The organism is Rhizobium sp. YIM 134829 (assembly GCF_046546455.1).
The window spans coordinates 759,920-775,121 of the sequence record NZ_JBKHKI010000001.1; the positions used below are offsets into that span (position 1 = coordinate 759,920).

General features: G+C 67.1%; 15 protein-coding genes. 9 read left to right on the forward strand and 6 right to left on the reverse strand.

Annotated elements, in window-relative coordinates:
- Positions 1-53 precede the first annotated feature (53 nt).
- The 7 genes from ACLE20_RS03715 to ACLE20_RS03745 all read left to right on the forward strand — a co-directional run bounded on the left by ACLE20_RS03715 (position 54) and on the right by ACLE20_RS03745 (position 7,430).
- Complete coding sequence (locus tag ACLE20_RS03715; protein WP_410938879.1) at positions 54-1,004, forward strand: ABC transporter permease; 951 nt, start codon at positions 54-56, stop codon at positions 1,002-1,004.
- Positions 1,001-1,801 carry an ABC transporter permease gene (locus ACLE20_RS03720; protein ID WP_410938880.1) on the forward strand — a complete coding sequence of 267 codons (801 nt, stop codon included), beginning with the start codon at positions 1,001-1,003 and terminating at the stop codon, positions 1,799-1,801. The genes ACLE20_RS03715 and ACLE20_RS03720 overlap by 4 nt, the downstream gene beginning before the upstream one ends.
- 41 nt (positions 1,802-1,842) lie before the next feature.
- Complete coding sequence (gene hisD, locus ACLE20_RS03725) at positions 1,843-3,171, forward strand: histidinol dehydrogenase (RefSeq protein WP_410938881.1); 1,329 nt, start codon at positions 1,843-1,845, stop codon at positions 3,169-3,171.
- Between the two features lie 3 nt (positions 3,172-3,174).
- Entirely contained in the window at positions 3,175-4,188 is a 1,014-nt protein-coding gene (locus tag ACLE20_RS03730; protein WP_410938882.1) for a zinc-dependent alcohol dehydrogenase, read from the forward strand.
- Between the two features lie 50 nt (positions 4,189-4,238).
- Positions 4,239-4,970, forward strand: a complete 732-nt coding sequence (gene hutC / locus ACLE20_RS03735; RefSeq protein ID WP_410939135.1) for a histidine utilization repressor — start codon at positions 4,239-4,241, stop codon at positions 4,968-4,970.
- An 89-nt stretch (positions 4,971-5,059) separates the two neighbouring features.
- Positions 5,060-6,280 (forward strand): hypothetical protein, encoded by a 1,221-nt coding sequence (locus ACLE20_RS03740; protein WP_410939136.1) that lies wholly within the window; start codon positions 5,060-5,062, stop codon positions 6,278-6,280.
- A 1-nt stretch (position 6,281) separates the two neighbouring features.
- On the forward strand, positions 6,282-7,430 hold the full coding sequence (locus tag ACLE20_RS03745) for an alpha-hydroxy acid oxidase (protein ID WP_410938883.1): 1,149 nt from the start codon (positions 6,282-6,284) through the stop codon (positions 7,428-7,430).
- Positions 7,431-7,439: 9 nt separating this feature from the next.
- Here the strand turns inward: ACLE20_RS03745 and ACLE20_RS03750 are convergent, their stop codons facing one another.
- Positions 7,440-8,480, reverse strand: coding sequence for a zinc-dependent alcohol dehydrogenase family protein (locus ACLE20_RS03750; protein ID WP_410938884.1), 1,041 nt, complete (start codon positions 8,478-8,480; stop codon positions 7,440-7,442).
- Positions 8,481-8,601: 121 nt separating this feature from the next.
- Positions 8,602-9,360 (reverse strand): AraC family transcriptional regulator, encoded by a 759-nt coding sequence (locus ACLE20_RS03755; RefSeq protein ID WP_410938885.1) that lies wholly within the window; start codon positions 9,358-9,360, stop codon positions 8,602-8,604.
- A 127-nt stretch (positions 9,361-9,487) separates the two neighbouring features.
- Here ACLE20_RS03755 and ACLE20_RS03760 point away from each other — a divergent pair, with 127 nt between their 5' ends.
- On the forward strand, positions 9,488-9,895 hold the full coding sequence (locus ACLE20_RS03760) for a DUF2000 family protein (protein ID WP_410938886.1): 408 nt from the start codon (positions 9,488-9,490) through the stop codon (positions 9,893-9,895).
- A 119-nt stretch (positions 9,896-10,014) separates the two neighbouring features.
- Here ACLE20_RS03760 and ACLE20_RS03765 read toward each other — a convergent pair whose 3' ends face one another.
- The 4 genes from ACLE20_RS03765 to ACLE20_RS03780 form a co-directional block, all read right to left on the reverse strand.
- The gene (locus ACLE20_RS03765; RefSeq protein ID WP_410938887.1) at positions 10,015-11,211 is read right to left on the reverse strand and encodes a carboxymuconolactone decarboxylase family protein; all 1,197 of its coding nucleotides are present in this window, start codon (positions 11,209-11,211) and stop codon (positions 10,015-10,017) included.
- Between the two features lie 126 nt (positions 11,212-11,337).
- Positions 11,338-12,417, reverse strand: a complete 1,080-nt coding sequence (locus ACLE20_RS03770) for an alpha/beta hydrolase (protein ID WP_410938888.1) — start codon at positions 12,415-12,417, stop codon at positions 11,338-11,340.
- 32 nt (positions 12,418-12,449) lie between these two features.
- A complete protein-coding gene (locus ACLE20_RS03775) occupies positions 12,450-12,914 on the reverse strand; it encodes a cyclophilin-like fold protein (RefSeq protein ID WP_410938889.1) in 465 nt (154 codons plus the stop codon).
- Positions 12,911-14,107, reverse strand: a complete 1,197-nt coding sequence (locus tag ACLE20_RS03780) for an MFS transporter (protein ID WP_410938890.1) — start codon at positions 14,105-14,107, stop codon at positions 12,911-12,913. The genes ACLE20_RS03775 and ACLE20_RS03780 overlap by 4 nt, the downstream gene beginning before the upstream one ends.
- 122 nt (positions 14,108-14,229) lie before the next feature.
- Between ACLE20_RS03780 and ACLE20_RS03785 the strand changes: the two genes are divergently transcribed.
- A complete protein-coding gene (locus tag ACLE20_RS03785) occupies positions 14,230-15,123 on the forward strand; it encodes a LysR family transcriptional regulator (RefSeq protein WP_410938891.1) in 894 nt (297 codons plus the stop codon).
- Positions 15,124-15,202: the final 79 nt, after the last annotated feature.

Below are 15,202 nucleotides of genomic sequence, written 5' to 3' on the forward strand. Positions count from 1 at the left end.
GCCGCCGGAGCGCGTTCGGCGGCGGGCTTTCGACCAATGGTAAGGAAGGCCTGATGCGCACGCCCCGTGCCGCCTATCCCCTGACATGGCGCCTCATGGATGCGCTGGAACACCTGGCGGCGCTGGTCTGGCCGGTGCGGTTCGGCCGTGCCCTGCCCTATCTCATGCTGCTGCCGGCGCTGCTTCTCGTCGGGCTTCTGGTTCTGGGCCTCGTCGAGATCGGCGATACGAGCCTGCGCACGCTCGACACCAGCACCTTTCTCCTTTCGGACGTCAGGACGCTTGACAATTACCGGCGGGTGCTGACCGAGCCCTTCTTCCTCACCGTCGCCAGCCGCAGCCTGATCGGCGCGTTGATCGTCACCGCCGTCACGCTGATCTTTGCCTTTCCCTATGCCTATCTGATGGTGCGCACCTCCTCCTCCGGCCTGCGCAAGCTGCTGCTCGTCGCCCTGTTCCTCCCCTTCTTCATCGGCCAGGTGGTGCGTGCCTATGGCTGGCTGATCATCCTCGGCAGCCAGGGCATGGTGAACGAGGCGCTGGGCCTCGTCGGTGTCCCGCCGATGCAGCTCCTCTACAATTACCCCGCCGTGCTCTTCGGCCTGGTGCAATATATGCTGCCTTTCGCGGTCCTTATGCTGGCGCCGGCGCTCACCGCCATTCCGGCCGAGCTCGAGGCCGCCTCCGCTTCGCTCGGCGCCAACTGGGTGCGCACCTTCCGCCATGTCGTGCTGCCGCTCGCCCGTCCGGGCCTCGTCGGCGCCGGGCTGGTGGTCGTCACGCTCTCGCTGACCGACTTCGCCATCCCCGCCATTCTCGGCGGCGGGCGGCAGGACTTCATCGCCAATGCGATCTACGACCAGTTCTTCCGCACCTCCGACCAGGGGCTCGGCGCCACGCTGTCGCTGATGCTGGTCGCGGTCGGCTCCATGCTGGTCGGCGTCGTCTTCCTGCTCTTCGGCGCGGGCACGCTGGCCATGGGCGGCGAGCGGAGAACGCCATGACCGGGAGCCGCAGCAAATCCGTCACCCTCTGGACCTTCGTCGCCCTGGCGCTCCTGATGCTCTCTGCGCCGACCATCGTCGTGCTCGGGGCATCCTTCACGTCGGGCAACATGATCACCTTCCCGCCGGAGGGTTTCTCGCTGAAATGGTATGCAAAGATCGCCCAAGCGAGCGATCTGCGCCAGGCCTTCTGGCGCTCGCTGATCGTCGCCGCCATCTGCACGCTCGTCTCGATCCCGGTCGGCACGCTGGCCGGCATCGCGCTCGCCAAATATCGGGTGCGCTTTGCCCGCTCCATGCAGGTCTATTTGCTGCTGCCCTTCACCATCCCTCTGATCGGCTCGGGCATCGGCATGATGCTGGTCTTCGGCAATCTCGGCGTGCTCGGCCAGCTCTGGCCGGTCGGCCTTGCATGCGCGGTCATCAACCTGCCCTTCATGATCTGGGCGGTGACGGCCAGCGCCAGCAACCTCTCGCCCGACCTGGAACTCGCCGCCGCCAATTGCGGCGCGCCGCCGCTGCAGCGCTTCCTCTACATCACGCTCCCCGCCGTTCTGCCCGGGGTCATCACCGGCTCGCTGCTGATGTTCATCCTGGCGCTCAACGAATTCCTGGTCAGCCTGCTGCTCGTCGATGCCCGCAGCGTCACACTTCCGGTCCAGATCTACAATTCCATCCGATCGATCATCACGCCGGATCTCGCCGCCATTTCCGTCGTGTTCATTCTCTCGGCCGGCCTGGCGATCGCGCTCCTCGATCGCGTGGTCGGCCTCGACATTTTCCTGAAATCGAAGTGAGCCCCCGCGCGCGGGCCGCCGACACTGCCAAGGACCTGACCATGACCGACGTGTCTTTCTACGACTATGCGACGCTGACCGCCGACCAGAAGACCGCACTCCTGCGGCGCTCGGAAACCGATCTCTCGAGCTTCGTCGAGAAGGTCGCCCCCATCCTGGAGGCCGTGCGCACCGAGGGCGACGCGGCGCTTGCCCGCTTCGGGCGGGAGCTCGACAAGGCGGATGTCACCGAGGCGACGCTGAGGGTGAGCGAGGCCGAGTTCGACGCGGCTTTCACGCTGGTCGACGACAGCGTCGTGGAGTCGATCCGCTTCGGCATCGACAATATTCGCCACTTCCACGAGGAGCAGAAGCCGGAGGCCATGTGGCTGAAGGAGATCCGCCCCGGCGCCTTCGCCGGCGATCGCTTCACCCCTATCCAGTCCGTGGCGCTTTATGTGCCACGCGGCAAGGGTTCCTTCCCCTCCGTCACCATGATGACCTCGGTGCCGGCCGTGGTGGCCGGCGTGCCGAACCTCGCCATCGTCACCCCGCCTGCGCCGGACGGTTCGGTCGATGCCGCAACTCTGGTCGCCGCCCGGCTCGCGGGCGTCGAGACGGTCTATAAGGTCGGTGGTGCCCAGGCGGTGGCGGCCGTCGCCTATGGCACGCAGACGGTGAAGCCGGCGCTGAAGATCGTCGGCCCGGGGAGCCCCTGGGTGGTGGCGGCCAAGCGCGCGCTGGCCGGCGTCATCGATACCGGCCTGCCGGCCGGTCCATCGGAGGTGATGATCCTTGCCGACGACACGGTGCATGGCGGGCTTGCCGCGCTCGACCTTTTGATCGAGGCGGAGCATGGGCCGGATTCCTCTGCCTATCTCGTCACCCATAGCCGCCGCGTGGCGGAGGAGGCGCTGGCCGCCCTGCCCGACCACTGGGCGCAGATGAGCGAGCAGCGCGTCGCCTTCTCCAAGACCGTGCTCACCGGAAAGACCGGCGGCATCGTGCTGACCTCTTCAATCGAGGAGAGCTACGCCTTCGTCAATGCCTATGCGCCCGAGCATCTGGAGCTCCTCTCGGAAGAGCCTTTCATCCATCTCGGCCATATCACCGAAGCGGCGGAAATCCTGCTCGGCACGCATACGCCGGTCTCGATCGCGAACTTCTCGCTGGGTCCGAATGCGGTCCTGCCGACCAGCCGCTGGGCGCGCACCTTCGGTCCGCTCTCGGTGACCGATTTCGTCAAGCGCTCCTCGATCGGCTATGTCACCGCGCCCGCCTATCCGGAATTCGCCCGGCATTCGCACAATCTGGCGCTCTATGAAGGCTTTTCCTCGCATGCGCTCGCCGTCTCGCCGCTGCGCGCCCGCTATCTGAAGAAGGACGCCTGAGGGATGAAGGCGGTGCGGCTGCATGCGGCGCGTGACCTGCGGCTGGAGGCGGTGGCGACACTCCCCCCGCCGCCGCCCGGTCATGTGACGCTTTCCGTGCGCGCCGCCGGCATTTGCGGCTCGGACCTGCACAATTACCGGACCGGACAATGGATCACGCGAAGCCCGTCTACCGCCGGCCATGAATTTTGCGGCCGCGTGACTGCGCTTGGGGCCGGGGTGAGCAGGCTTGCCGTCGGCGATCTGGTGGCGGCGGATTCGCGCGTCACCTGTGGCGCCTGCCCGGCCTGCCTGAGCGGCCGCCGCCAGATCTGCGAGGCGCTCGGCTTCGTGGGCGAGGCCTGCGACGGCGGCTTTGCCGAGGCGGTGACCCTGCCCGCCTCACTCCTTCACCGCCACGATTCCTCCCTGCCCGCCACCGTCGCCGCCATGGCCGAGCCACTGGCGGTGGCGCTCCATGCCGTGCGCCGGCTGCGTCCGCCGCCGGGCGAACCCGTGCTTGTCCTCGGCTGCGGCACGATCGGTGGCCTTTGCGCGCTCCTCCTCTCCCGCCTGCATGACGGTCCGCTCCTGCTTGCCGATCTCAACGCCGACAAAGCCGCGCTGGTGGCCGAGGTCTGCGAGGGGATCGTCATTGCGCTGACGGCGGAGGGCATCGCAGCTGCCTTGCCGGCCCAACGGCTTCGCTATGCGCTGGACGCGACCGGCAGCGTCGCGGCGATCGAGACGGCGCTGTCTCTTCTCTCCGGTGGCGGCGCGCTGGCCCTGGTCGGCATCTCGCACGGGCGGCTGGCGCTCGATCCCAACCATCTGGTCGAGCGCGAGATCGCGCTCCTCGGCTGCCACGCCTTCGGCGACGAGCTGCCGGAGGCAATTGCGCTGCTTCCCGAGCTCGCACCTGCCCTGACGCGCTTCGCCACCATCCTGCTCGACCTCGATGCGGTGCCCGACGCCTATGAGCGCCTGCTGCGCGGCGAGGCGCGCGGGCTGAAGACCATCATCCATGTGGCGGAGTGAGGTTGGCCATGGCGAACCCCGCACTGCCGGCCAAAGTGGAGACACGAACCATGGAGATGCTGCCCGAATCCGCTTCGCCGCTCTACGAGAAGGTGAAGGACTTCGTGCTCGGCAATATCGGCAGCGGTAAATGGGAGCGCAACACGCGCCTGCCGTCGGAAAACGAGCTGGTCTCGACGCTGGGCGTCTCACGCATGACGGTGAACCGGGCGCTGCGGGAGCTGACCTCCGAGGGACATCTGCGCCGCATCCAGGGCGTCGGGACCTTCGTCGCCCCGCCGCGCCCGCAATCGACGCTGATCGAGATCAGCAATATCGCGACCGAGATCACCGCGCGTGGCAGCCGGTATCGGGCCGCCGTCGTGGCGCTCGAACGGATCGAGACCCCCTCGCCGGAGCTTTTGATCGCCTTCGAGTTCGACACGTTGCGCCCGGTCGACCATTCCGTGGTCCTGCACTTCGAAAACGATGTCCCGGTGCAGCTCGAGGAGCGCTTCGTCAATCCGGCGTTGGTGTCCTTCTATCTGGAGCAGGATTTCACCCGGATGACCACCTATGACTATCTGCAGAACGCCACGCCGCTGACCGAGGTGGAACATCTGATCAGCGCCAGGCCGGCCGGGCCGGAACAGGCCGCACTTCTGCAGATGCGCCCGGGCGACAGCTGCCTGGTTCTTCACCGCAAGACCTGGTCCGGCCCGGTCATCGCCACCGTCAACACGCTGACCTATGTCGGCAGCCGCTACGTGCTCGGCAGCCGCTATCTGCATGGCGCCAAATGAGAGCAGAGCAGAACATGAGCGCATCCGCGAGCCGCACGGCGGAGATCCGCCGGATCGCCAGGAGCGGCGACAACGCGCGCGCCGAGGCGATGTTGACGGCCCTGCTTGCCGACCTCTTTTCGATCCACCCACGCGGGCTCGCCATCAACCATGACCAGTACAGCCTCAATTCGCTGAACGGCTTCTTCGAGACCGACGACGGCGCCTTCTTCTTCAAGTTTCACCAGGAGGAAGGCGAGGAGGCGATGAGCGGCGAATATTACCGCGCCGACCTGCTCGCCCGCGCCGGCCTGCCGGTCGACCAGCCGGTGCTGATGTCGGTGCTTCCCGGCGAACAGATCCTCGTCTATCGCCGCCGCAGCGATCCGCGATTTTCAGACGTGCTGCGGACGCTGGATCTGGCCGATGACCCCACTGAGCGCGCCCGCGCGGTGGCGGCTGAAGGCGTCCTCAATGCGGAGCTGTTCAGGGTCTATCGCGACACGCTGCATCCGGTCTCGGCGCAGGAGGTGGCGGCCGAGCCGATCCACCGCCTGTTCTTCGAGCGCCTGATCGACCCGCCGGGCGGCCAGTTTCCGGGCGGCCGTCTGGCGCGCTTCTATGTCGGCCAACACTTCGACTTTCCCGGCCTGGCGCTCGACTGGGACCGCCTGTCCACTTTGCGCTTCTGCGTGAATGGCATCACCTACCAAGACGGTATCGGCGCCTTGTTCGAGGCGGCGCATCGTCGGCTGGCGCCGGAGATGCTTGCGGATGCGGGCGGGGTGACGGCGCATGGGGACGCCCACAATGCGAACGTCTGGTACGAGCGGCACGGAGAGACGGCGCGACTGGCCTTCTTCGACCCAGCCTTTGCCGGCGACCATGTTCCGAGCCTGCTCGCCGAGGTGAAAACGACCTTTCACAATATTCTGGCCCATCCGCTCTGGCTTTATGATCCGGCACTGGCGACCGAGCGCTTCACCGCCGAGGCGGAGCTCGATGGCGAGCTGCTGCGGGTCACCACCAATCATGGCCTGAGCCCCGTGCGGCGCGACCTGCTCGAAGCCAAGGCCGAAGGTCTGTGGCGGCCCTTGCTTGCCACTCTGAAGGACCGCGGTCTCCTGCCGGACGATTGGCGGCGGGTCGTGCGGCTGGCGCTGTTCCTCTGCCCGACGCTGGTGATGAACCTACGGGCCGGGGCCGCCACGCACACGCCGACCTCCTCGCTGATTGCCTTGTCCATCGCCGTCATGGCCGGCAGCGAACCGGTCGAAGGCGACGACCTGATGACCCGCTTCTTCGACACGATCGACCCCGACCGAGGCTGACATGCATCCGATCAATGTCGAGGACTATCGCCGCCTCGCCCGCCGCCGCCTGCCGAGAATCTTTTTCGACTATATCGATGGCGGCTCCTTCGACGAGCAGACCCTCCAGGCGAACCGGGCGGATTTTGGGGCCTATGAGCTGAAGCAGACCGTGCTGGTCGAGCCGCGGCCGCAAGATCTGACGACCCGTTTCCTCGGCGCCCGACAGGCGCTGCCCTTCATGCTCGGCCCCGTGGGCTTTCTCGGCCTCTATTCCGGAGAGGGGGAAGCCAAGGCCGTGCGGGCAGCGCATGCGGTGGGCATGCCCTTCTGCCTCTCCACCTTCTCGATCGCTTCGCTCGCGGATCTGCGCGCGATCACGGCCGGACCGCTCCACTTTCAGCTTTATGTGCTCGACGATCGCGGCCTGACGGAAGAGTTCCTGGCCGCGGCAAGGGCCGCCAGCGTCGACACGCTGTTCGTCACCGTCGATACCGCGATCACCGGCATCCGCGAACGGGATGTGCGCAATGGCTTTCGCTCGCTGACCCGGCTGACCCCGTCGCTCCTCGCCCGCTTCCTGCTCCGCCCCCGCTGGCTGCTCGACATGGCGCGCACCGGCCAGCCCTCGGTGCGGGCGATCGAGCATCGGCCGGACTTTGGCCGCGGCGCGCTGGAACAGGCCGCCAACCTCTCGCGCCGGATCGACAAGACGCTTTCCTGGGCAGATATCGGCTGGCTGCGCGAACGCTGGGCGGGCAAGCTGATCGTCAAGGGCGTGCTTTCGCCCGAGGATGCAGTCCGGGCGCGCGATCTCGGCTGCGACGGCGTGGTCATCTCCAACCATGGCGGCCGCCAGCTGGACGGCGCGACCAGCACGATCCGCGCCCTGCCCGGCATCCGAGCCGCGGTCGGCCCAGAGTTCTGCCTGATGCTCGATGGCGGCATTCGTCGGGGAACCGATATCGTCAAGGCGATCGGGCTCGGGGCGGATGGCGTCATGCTCGGCCGCGCCTATGCCTATGGTCTCGCCGGCGCCAGCGAGCGCGGAGTGGCCGACATCATCGCCATCCTCACCCGAGAGATCTCGATCAGCCTCTCCCTGATGGGCGTCGCCTCCATCGACGCGCTGAAGGCCGGCGGAGCATCACTCGTCCTGCCGCGCCGCTGAGGCCGTCCCTTAGAAGCGGTCGATGACGGTGATGCCGAGATCGCGGGAGGCGTCCATCGTGGTCAGCAGCGGCACGGCGTCCTCCAGGCTGATATGGCGGCCGATCAGTTGGCTTGGGGCGATGCGGCCAGCCCCGATCATCGCGAGCATCGCTTCGTAGCGCCAGGCCTGCATGCCATGGCTGCCATAGATCTCCAGCTCGTGGCCGATCACCTGCGCCATGGGGATCTGAGGCGTCGCATGCTCGCCGAGCATCAGGCCCACCTGCACATGCCGGCCGCGCCGGCGCAGATTGCGGATGGAGTTGAAGCAGGTGGTCGGGTGGCCGAGCGCATCGATCGAGACATGGGCGCCACCGCCGGTGATCTCGCGGATCGCCTCCACCGTGTCCGGCACAGCGCCGGCATTGACGGTCGCGACCGCACCACACTCACGCGCGAAAGCGAGCTTGTCCTCGAAGAGATCGACCGCCACCACCTGCGCGCCGAGCGCCGTCGCGATCATGATCGCCGAAAGCCCGACGCCGCCGCATCCATGCACGGCAACCCACTCGCCGGGCCCGACGCGGGCCTGATCGACGATGGCGCGAAACGAGGTGGCGAAGCGGCAGCCGAGGCTTGCGGCAGTGGCATCGTCGATCGTCTCCGGCAGGGCGACGAGATTGGTCTCGGCAAAATCGATCGCGACGAACTCGGCAAAAGAGCCCCAATGGGTGAAGCCCGGCTGGAACTGGCTGGGACAGACCTGCTGGTTGCCTGAGCGGCATTCGCTGCAGCGGCCGCAGCCGGAGACGAAGGGCACGGTGACCCGATCGCCGACCTTGAATCGGCTGACCTGACGGCCTGTCGCGACGATGCGGCCGGCAAATTCGTGGCCCGGCACATGTGGCAGCCGTATATCGGGATCATGCCCCATCCAGCCGTGCCAGTCGCTGCGGCAGAGCCCTGTGGCCCCGACGGCGATCACCACGCCCTCTTCGGTCGGTGTCGGATCCGGCAGGCGCGCGATCTCCGGCTCTGCACCGAAACGATCGTAGACCATGGCTTTCATGGCGTGTCTCCCCCTGCTCTGCCTTGCACGCCTGCCTGCGGCAAAACCGGCATGGTTTCAAGAGCAATGGTGGCATCCGATGACGCCGCGCAGGCAGAGCCGCGCGCACAGCCTGACGGAGTTACGCTCGATGCAGCTTGAGCCAATGAGCCGGCGTCATGCCGAACGCTTTTCGGAAATGGCGGGTGAAATGGGCCTGGTCGGCGAAGCCGGCCTCCGCAGCGGCCTGCGCCAGCGGGCTGCCCTGGCGCAAGCGCTGGCGTGCAAGATCCAGCCGGCGCATGACCTGGTAGCGATGCGGGCTGGTTCCCGTCAGGCGGCGGAACTGGCGGGCGAGGTCATAGCGGTCGAGCCCGGTGGCCGCTTCCAGCTCGAGCGAGGAGATCGCCTCGCCGCAACGGGCGCGCAGCATGTCGCAGACAGCAAGCACCGCCGCCCGCGCCGGCGCGCCGATATCACGCCCTGGTGCGCCCGCCTGTCGGGCAAGTCCGGCAGCGATGCGGGCCATGACGTCGTCGAGAAGGAGCTCGGCCGGGGCATGGTCGAGATCGGCCAGCAGTTCCGACAGCGCCGCGGCGAGCGCGGCATCGCTGACCACCGGCTCGGGCGCGAAGGGCAAGGCGCGGCGATGGGCCTCGACGGCGCCGATCAGTTCCGGGGGAACGTAGATCATGCGGTAGATCAGCCCGGCTTCAGTCCCGGCCGCACCGTCATGCACCTCGTCGGGATGCAGCACGATCACCTGACCCGGCTGGCTGAAACGCTCGATGCCGCGATAGCGGAAGGTTTGGACACCATGCAGCGTCAGGCCCAGCGCATAGGTGTCATGCCGATGCGGAGAGAAGCCATGGCCGCGAAACCGCGCTTCGAGGCGTTCCAAGCCCCGTACCTCCGCCGCCAGATGCAGTCCGTCGCGAAGCGTGGAGCTGCACGAACGTTCAAGACCCGACGCTCCGCCCGGCGCTAGGAGCGAGCCCTGATCGAGCCCAAGAACGGAGTTTGTCGCCATGTTCGATACCAAGATCGCCATCGTCTTGCGGGAAGACCTCGCCATGTGGCAGAAGCTCAACGTCACCGGCTTTCTCGTCAGCGGCCTTGCGGCCACGCATCCGGAGATCATCGGCGAAGCCTATCGGGATGCGGCCGGCCATGTCTATAGCCCGATGAGCATCCAGCCGATGGTGGTGCTCGCCGCCGACCAGGCGCTGCTGCGCACCATCCAAACCCGACTCATCGACCGCGCGCTGACGGCCGCCGCCTATATCGAGGAGATGTTCTCGACCGGGCACGATGCCGACAACCGCGCCGTCTTCGCACAGTTTTCGCCTGAGACGGCAAAGCTCGTCGGCCTCGGCCTGCGCGCCGAGCGCAAGATCGTCGACAAGATCATGAAGGGTGCGCGCATGCATCCTTGATGCTGCCCCGCCGGCCGGTCGGGGCGGTAAAACAGGCGCGGCGCCATCCGGCGGAGATCGCCCGCTGGTTGGCAAGGCATTCGCTAGGATTGGTGGACAGGCCGGACGACGCGCCGTTTCTAGCGACCTGCCGCGCTGGCATAGTCCTCATCGGAGACCTTCTCGCCCCAGGTGACGGCGGTGCCGTCGAGGGCTTCGGCCACGGCGAAGTGGGTCATGGCCTCGCCTGGAACGGCACCGTGCCAATGGCGGAGATGCGGCGGGATGAAGACCACGTCGCCGGGGCCGACGGAAAGAGGCGGCTCGCCTTCCTTTTGCACCAGGCCGCGGCCCGAGACGATGAACAGGGTCTGGCCAAGCGGGTGGGTATGCCAGGCCGTGCGGGCACCGGCCGAGAAGGCGACGGTCGCGCCGCCGATCCGGGCCGGATCTTCCGCCTGATAGAGCCCGGAAAGGCGCACGGTGCCAGAGAAATAGGCCTCCGGCGCATCCCTCTCGCCGCTGCCTGCCGGGGTGAAGGCCAGGGTTTGGCTCTCTATCTCGGGTGACGCTGCCTTGGCACGTTCCGCGAACACGGCTTTGACCACCGGCACGGCCGACATGGCGCGCGGCCAGCCAGCGTAGAAGGCGATCTGGTTCAGCGCCTCGGCCGCCTCGCCTTGGCTCAGCCCATTGTCCATGGCGCGGTTCAGGTGGAAGGTCAGCTGTTCGGGCTGGCCGATGGCAACCAGCGCCGAGAGGGTGACGAGGCTGCGGTCCCGCGCCGAAAGATCCGGCCGCTGCCAGAGATCGCCGAACAGCACGCGGTTCGTATAATCGGCGAGCGCCGCGGCGGTGGGAGCAACGGTTTGATCGACCGTCGCCCTGCGCTTGGCCTCGGCCTCGGGCTCGAGAGCGAGACGCGGCGCCTCGCTCTCCGCCACGCGAGCGATGCCGCGCGCCGAGAACACCGCCTTCGCCTCATCCACGGCCGAGATCGCGTTCGGCCAGCCGGAGTAGAAGGCGAGCTGGGTGATGAGTTCGCCGATCTCGCTTGCCTCGACGCCATTGTCCAATGCGCGGCCTGCATGGGCGCCGATCTGGGCGGTGCGGCCGGTGGAGATCAGCACGGCCAGCGTGACGAGGCTTCGGTCGCGCGGGGAGAGATCGCGGCGCTCCCAGACCTCGCCGAAGAGGATCGTATCGGTGAAGTGCCCGAGGCCCGGCGCGACCTCGTAAACGGCCGCGGGCGCGATTCGACGGCGCTCGGTTTCGGCGCCGGCGCCCGACGCAGCGAGAGCGGAGGCGGCGAGCGTGGCGGCGATGGTGGTCTTCATGGCAATCGTCCTTTCAGCAGGCGGAAGAGGACGGAACCGCGCATCGCGCGGACCCATCGGGCTATGGCCGGCCTCGTCGCGCAAGCGCCACCCGGCGGCTTGCGGGAGCGGACGGCTGCGACTGGCTCAGGCCAGATGCTGATCGAAGAAGGCGGCGATCCGCTCGAAGGGAATCTTGTCCGGCTGATCGTAGAGATCGACATGACTGGCGCCGGGAATGATCATCAGTTCCTTGGGTTCGGCGGCATTGGCGAAGGCCGTCTCGCTAAAGTAGCGGGAATGGGCCTTCTCGCCGTGGATGAGCAAGAGCGGCCGAGGCGCGATCTCGGCGATATAGGTGAGGATCGGCATGTTCATGAAGGAGAGCGGCGTCGTCTGCGACCAGGAATTGCCGGAATTGACGGCCCGCGGGTGATAGCCGCGCGGCGTGGCATAATAGTCGTGATAATCGACCAGGAACTGCGGTTCGCCGCCCTTCAGCTGGTTGTAGGGCGGCTGATAGGCGGGCATGCCCTTCTCGGCATCCACCCAGCGCTGCCGGCTCATCAGTTCCAGCGCCTGCGTCCGCTGCTCGAGCGTCACGCTGTCATTGTAGCCCTTCGACATGACGCGGGTCATGTCATACATGGTGCTGGCGACCACGGCTTTGACGCGCTTGTCGACGGCCACCGCGTTCAGCGCCATGCCGCCGAAGCCGCAAATGCCGATGATGCCGATCCGCTCGCGATCGACAGACGGCTGCAGGCCGAGGAAATCCACCGCCGCGCTGAAATCCTCTGTGTTGATGTCGGGCGAGGCGATGTTGCGCGGCTCGCCGCCGCTCTCGCCTGTATAGGATGGGTCGAAGGCAAGCGCCGCAAAGCCGCGCTCGGCCAGGGTCTGGGCATAGAGGCCGGAGGACTGTTCCTTCACCGCGCCGAACGGGCCACTGATCGCAAGGGCTGCGAGCGGCGCCGAGCCGAGATTCTTCGGCAGGTAGAGATCGCCCGAAAGAGCAATGCCGTAGCGGTTCTTGAACGAGACCTTCCGGTGTTCGACGGCGTCGCTCTTCGGGAAGACCTTGTCCCAGATCTCCGGTTCGGCCGCGCCTTGTGCAGCGGCGATGGCGGGGGTCAGACCAATGGCCGCCACGGCAGCGCCGGTCGCCATCATCAGGCTGCGGCGGGAGGGGCTGAAATCGTCTGCAGGGTCAAGCGAATGGGTCATGATGCACGCTCCTGTTCGGTTACGGTGAGGGGTCAGTCGATGGCTTCGATCCGCAGCGGATAGCGGCCAGCCAGATGCAGGGCCTCCATGCCGGTCTCGAACCGGCCGAGACGGACAAGGCCCGGATGCTTGTAGGGGGCGAAGAACATGGCGAGATTGCCCCAAGGCATGTAGTAGCAGAGGTCGTAGGGCTGCTCGTTCCCGAAGGGGCCATGACCCTCGACCGAGAGCTTGCGCGGCAGGTAGGCGATCTTCTCGTTGCCGCCGAAATCCTCCACTTCGAGATCGAGCGGCAGGAGCGAGAAGAAATCGCGCGCCGAGGGATTGTCGAAGAGCGTCGCCGTCAGGTCGCGCCCGGCAAAGCGCATCCCAATCCGCATGGCGGTCTTCTCCTGCTTGTTCGCATGGGTGGCCGCATGGCTGCGTCCTGCAAGAAGGGCCAGGGCGGCGGCGCCAATGATCAGCCGGCGGCGATCGGTCGTGGCCGCTCCCCTCATCGCGCCGCTCCCTTGATCCGCCAGGCGCCGAGCGCGGCAAGCGCCGAGCCGATGAGGAGCGTTGCAGCAAGGAGGAAGGTCGCCTGCCAGCCGAGCCTGTCGAAAAGCAGCCCGCCAAGGGCGGCGCCGGCGGTGATTGCCAGTTGGATAACCGCGACCTGCAGGCCGCCGCCTGCCTCGTCCGGAAGGGTGCGGCTGAGCCAGGTGCCCCAGCCGACCGGAGCGGCCGTGCCGAGGAAGCCCCAGCCGATCAGCGCGGCAAAGACCGGCCCCTGCGCCGTGCCGACGCCGATCAGCGTGAGCGCCAGCCCGGCCATCAGCAGCGGAATCGCGATCAGCAGGCTGAACATGCGGCGGCCGAGCATCTGGCCGATGACCCAGGTTCCGGCGGCGCCGGCAAGGCCCATCAGCAGCAGCATCAGCGACAGGGTTTCAATGCCGACCTCGGTCACCTGCTCCAGGAAGGGGCGGAGATAGGTGAAGAGCGCGAACTGGCCCATGAAGAGCATGAGGATCGCCGCCATGCCCAGCGCCACCGGCGCCCGGCCGAGCAGACGGAAAACGGCGAGCGCCGAGCCGCCGGCGCGCGGGGCGAGCGCGGGCAGGCTGATCCACTGCCAGAGCAAAGCCAGCAGGCCGACGGGGACGACGAGGAAGAAGGCCCCGCGCCAGCCGATCATCGCGCCGAGCAGGCTGCCAAGCGGGGCGGAGACGGTGGCGGCAATAGCGTTGCCGGCATTGAGCAGGGCCAGCGCCTTCGGCACCGCATCGCTCGGCACAAGCCGCATGACGATCGCGGTCGACATGGACCAGAAGCCGCCAATGGCGATGCCAAGCAGGGCCCGGCCGACCATCAGCAGCGGATAGGACGGCGACAGCGTGACGACGATCCCCGAAAGCACGAGCAGCGCGGTCAGCCCGAGGACCACATGCCGCCGGTCGAGCCGGCTTGTCAGGCCGGCGAGAAACAGGCTGGTGACGACGGCGAACAGGCCGGAGATGGAGATCGCCTGGCCGGCATGGCCCTCGGTGACGCCGAGATCGGCGGCGATCGGCGTCAGCAGGCTGACCGGCATGAATTCCGACGCGATCAGCGTGAAGACGCACAGCGTCATGGAGACGACCGCGCTCCAGCCCTCCCGCCGGTGGCCGCGCTGGCCCTCCTCCGTTTCCATCACCGGTGTCATCGTCATTGTCGTCAATCCGCCGCGTCATCTGATCGATGAGGGGAGAATAGGTCCCGTGCATTGTTCGAACAATCTGTGTAGAATGGCATGGACTTATCGACTTCTGATATGAATGAGGGCGCAAAGCCATGCAGCGCGAGGATGTGAAGGACCTGATGTGGTTCATCGAGGTGGCGCGCGAGCGAAGCTTCACGCGCGCGGCCGCGCAGCTGGGCACCTCGCAATCCACCCTCAGCCACACGATCCGACAGCTCGAGGCGCGCCTCGGCGTCCGGCTGCTGACCCGGACCACCCGCAGCGTCGCGACCACCGAGGCCGGCGAGCGGCTGCTGCAGTCGCTGGCGCCGCGCTTCGAGGCGATCGCGGCCGACCTCGCCGACCTCGTCGCCTTCCGCGACAAGCCCTCCGGCACGGTGCGGCTGACCCTGTCCGATCACGCGCTGCAGGGGTACGTCTGGCCCAAGCTTGCCGCCATTCTGCGGAGCTATCCGGACATCAAGGTCGAGCTCTACAGCGACAATGGCATGCGCAACATCGTGGAGGAGCGGTTTGATGCCGGCGTGCGGCTCGGCGAAAGCGTCGACAAGGACATGATCGCCGTGCGGATCGGCCCCGACTGGCGGCTCCGCGCCGTGGCTTCGCCCGACTACTTCGCCCGCAATGGCATTCCGCAGATACCGCAGGATCTGGTCGGACACACCTGCATCAACATGCGCCAGGTCAGCTGGGGCGGCTTTTACAGCTGGGAGTTCGAAAAGGACGGGCGGGAGCTTCGGGTTCGCGTCGATGGCCAGCTGAGCTTCAACACCTCGCTGGCCCAGATCGATGCGGCGATCAAGGGCTATGGCATTGCCTATGTGCCGGAGGATCTCGTCGAAGAGCCGCTTGCCTGCGGCGCGCTACAAGCGGTGCTCGACGATTGGAGCCCGCCCTTCAGCGGCTATCACCTCTATTATCCGAGCCGCCGCCAGATGTCCCCAGCCCTGAGCGTCATCGTCGAGGCCCTGCGCCACCGCGGCTGAGGAGAGCGCCGGCCACCACGCTGCTCGTCAGTGCGGCTCGCTGGACGCGCGGCAAGGTGACAGGCCATTCTGTCCAAAT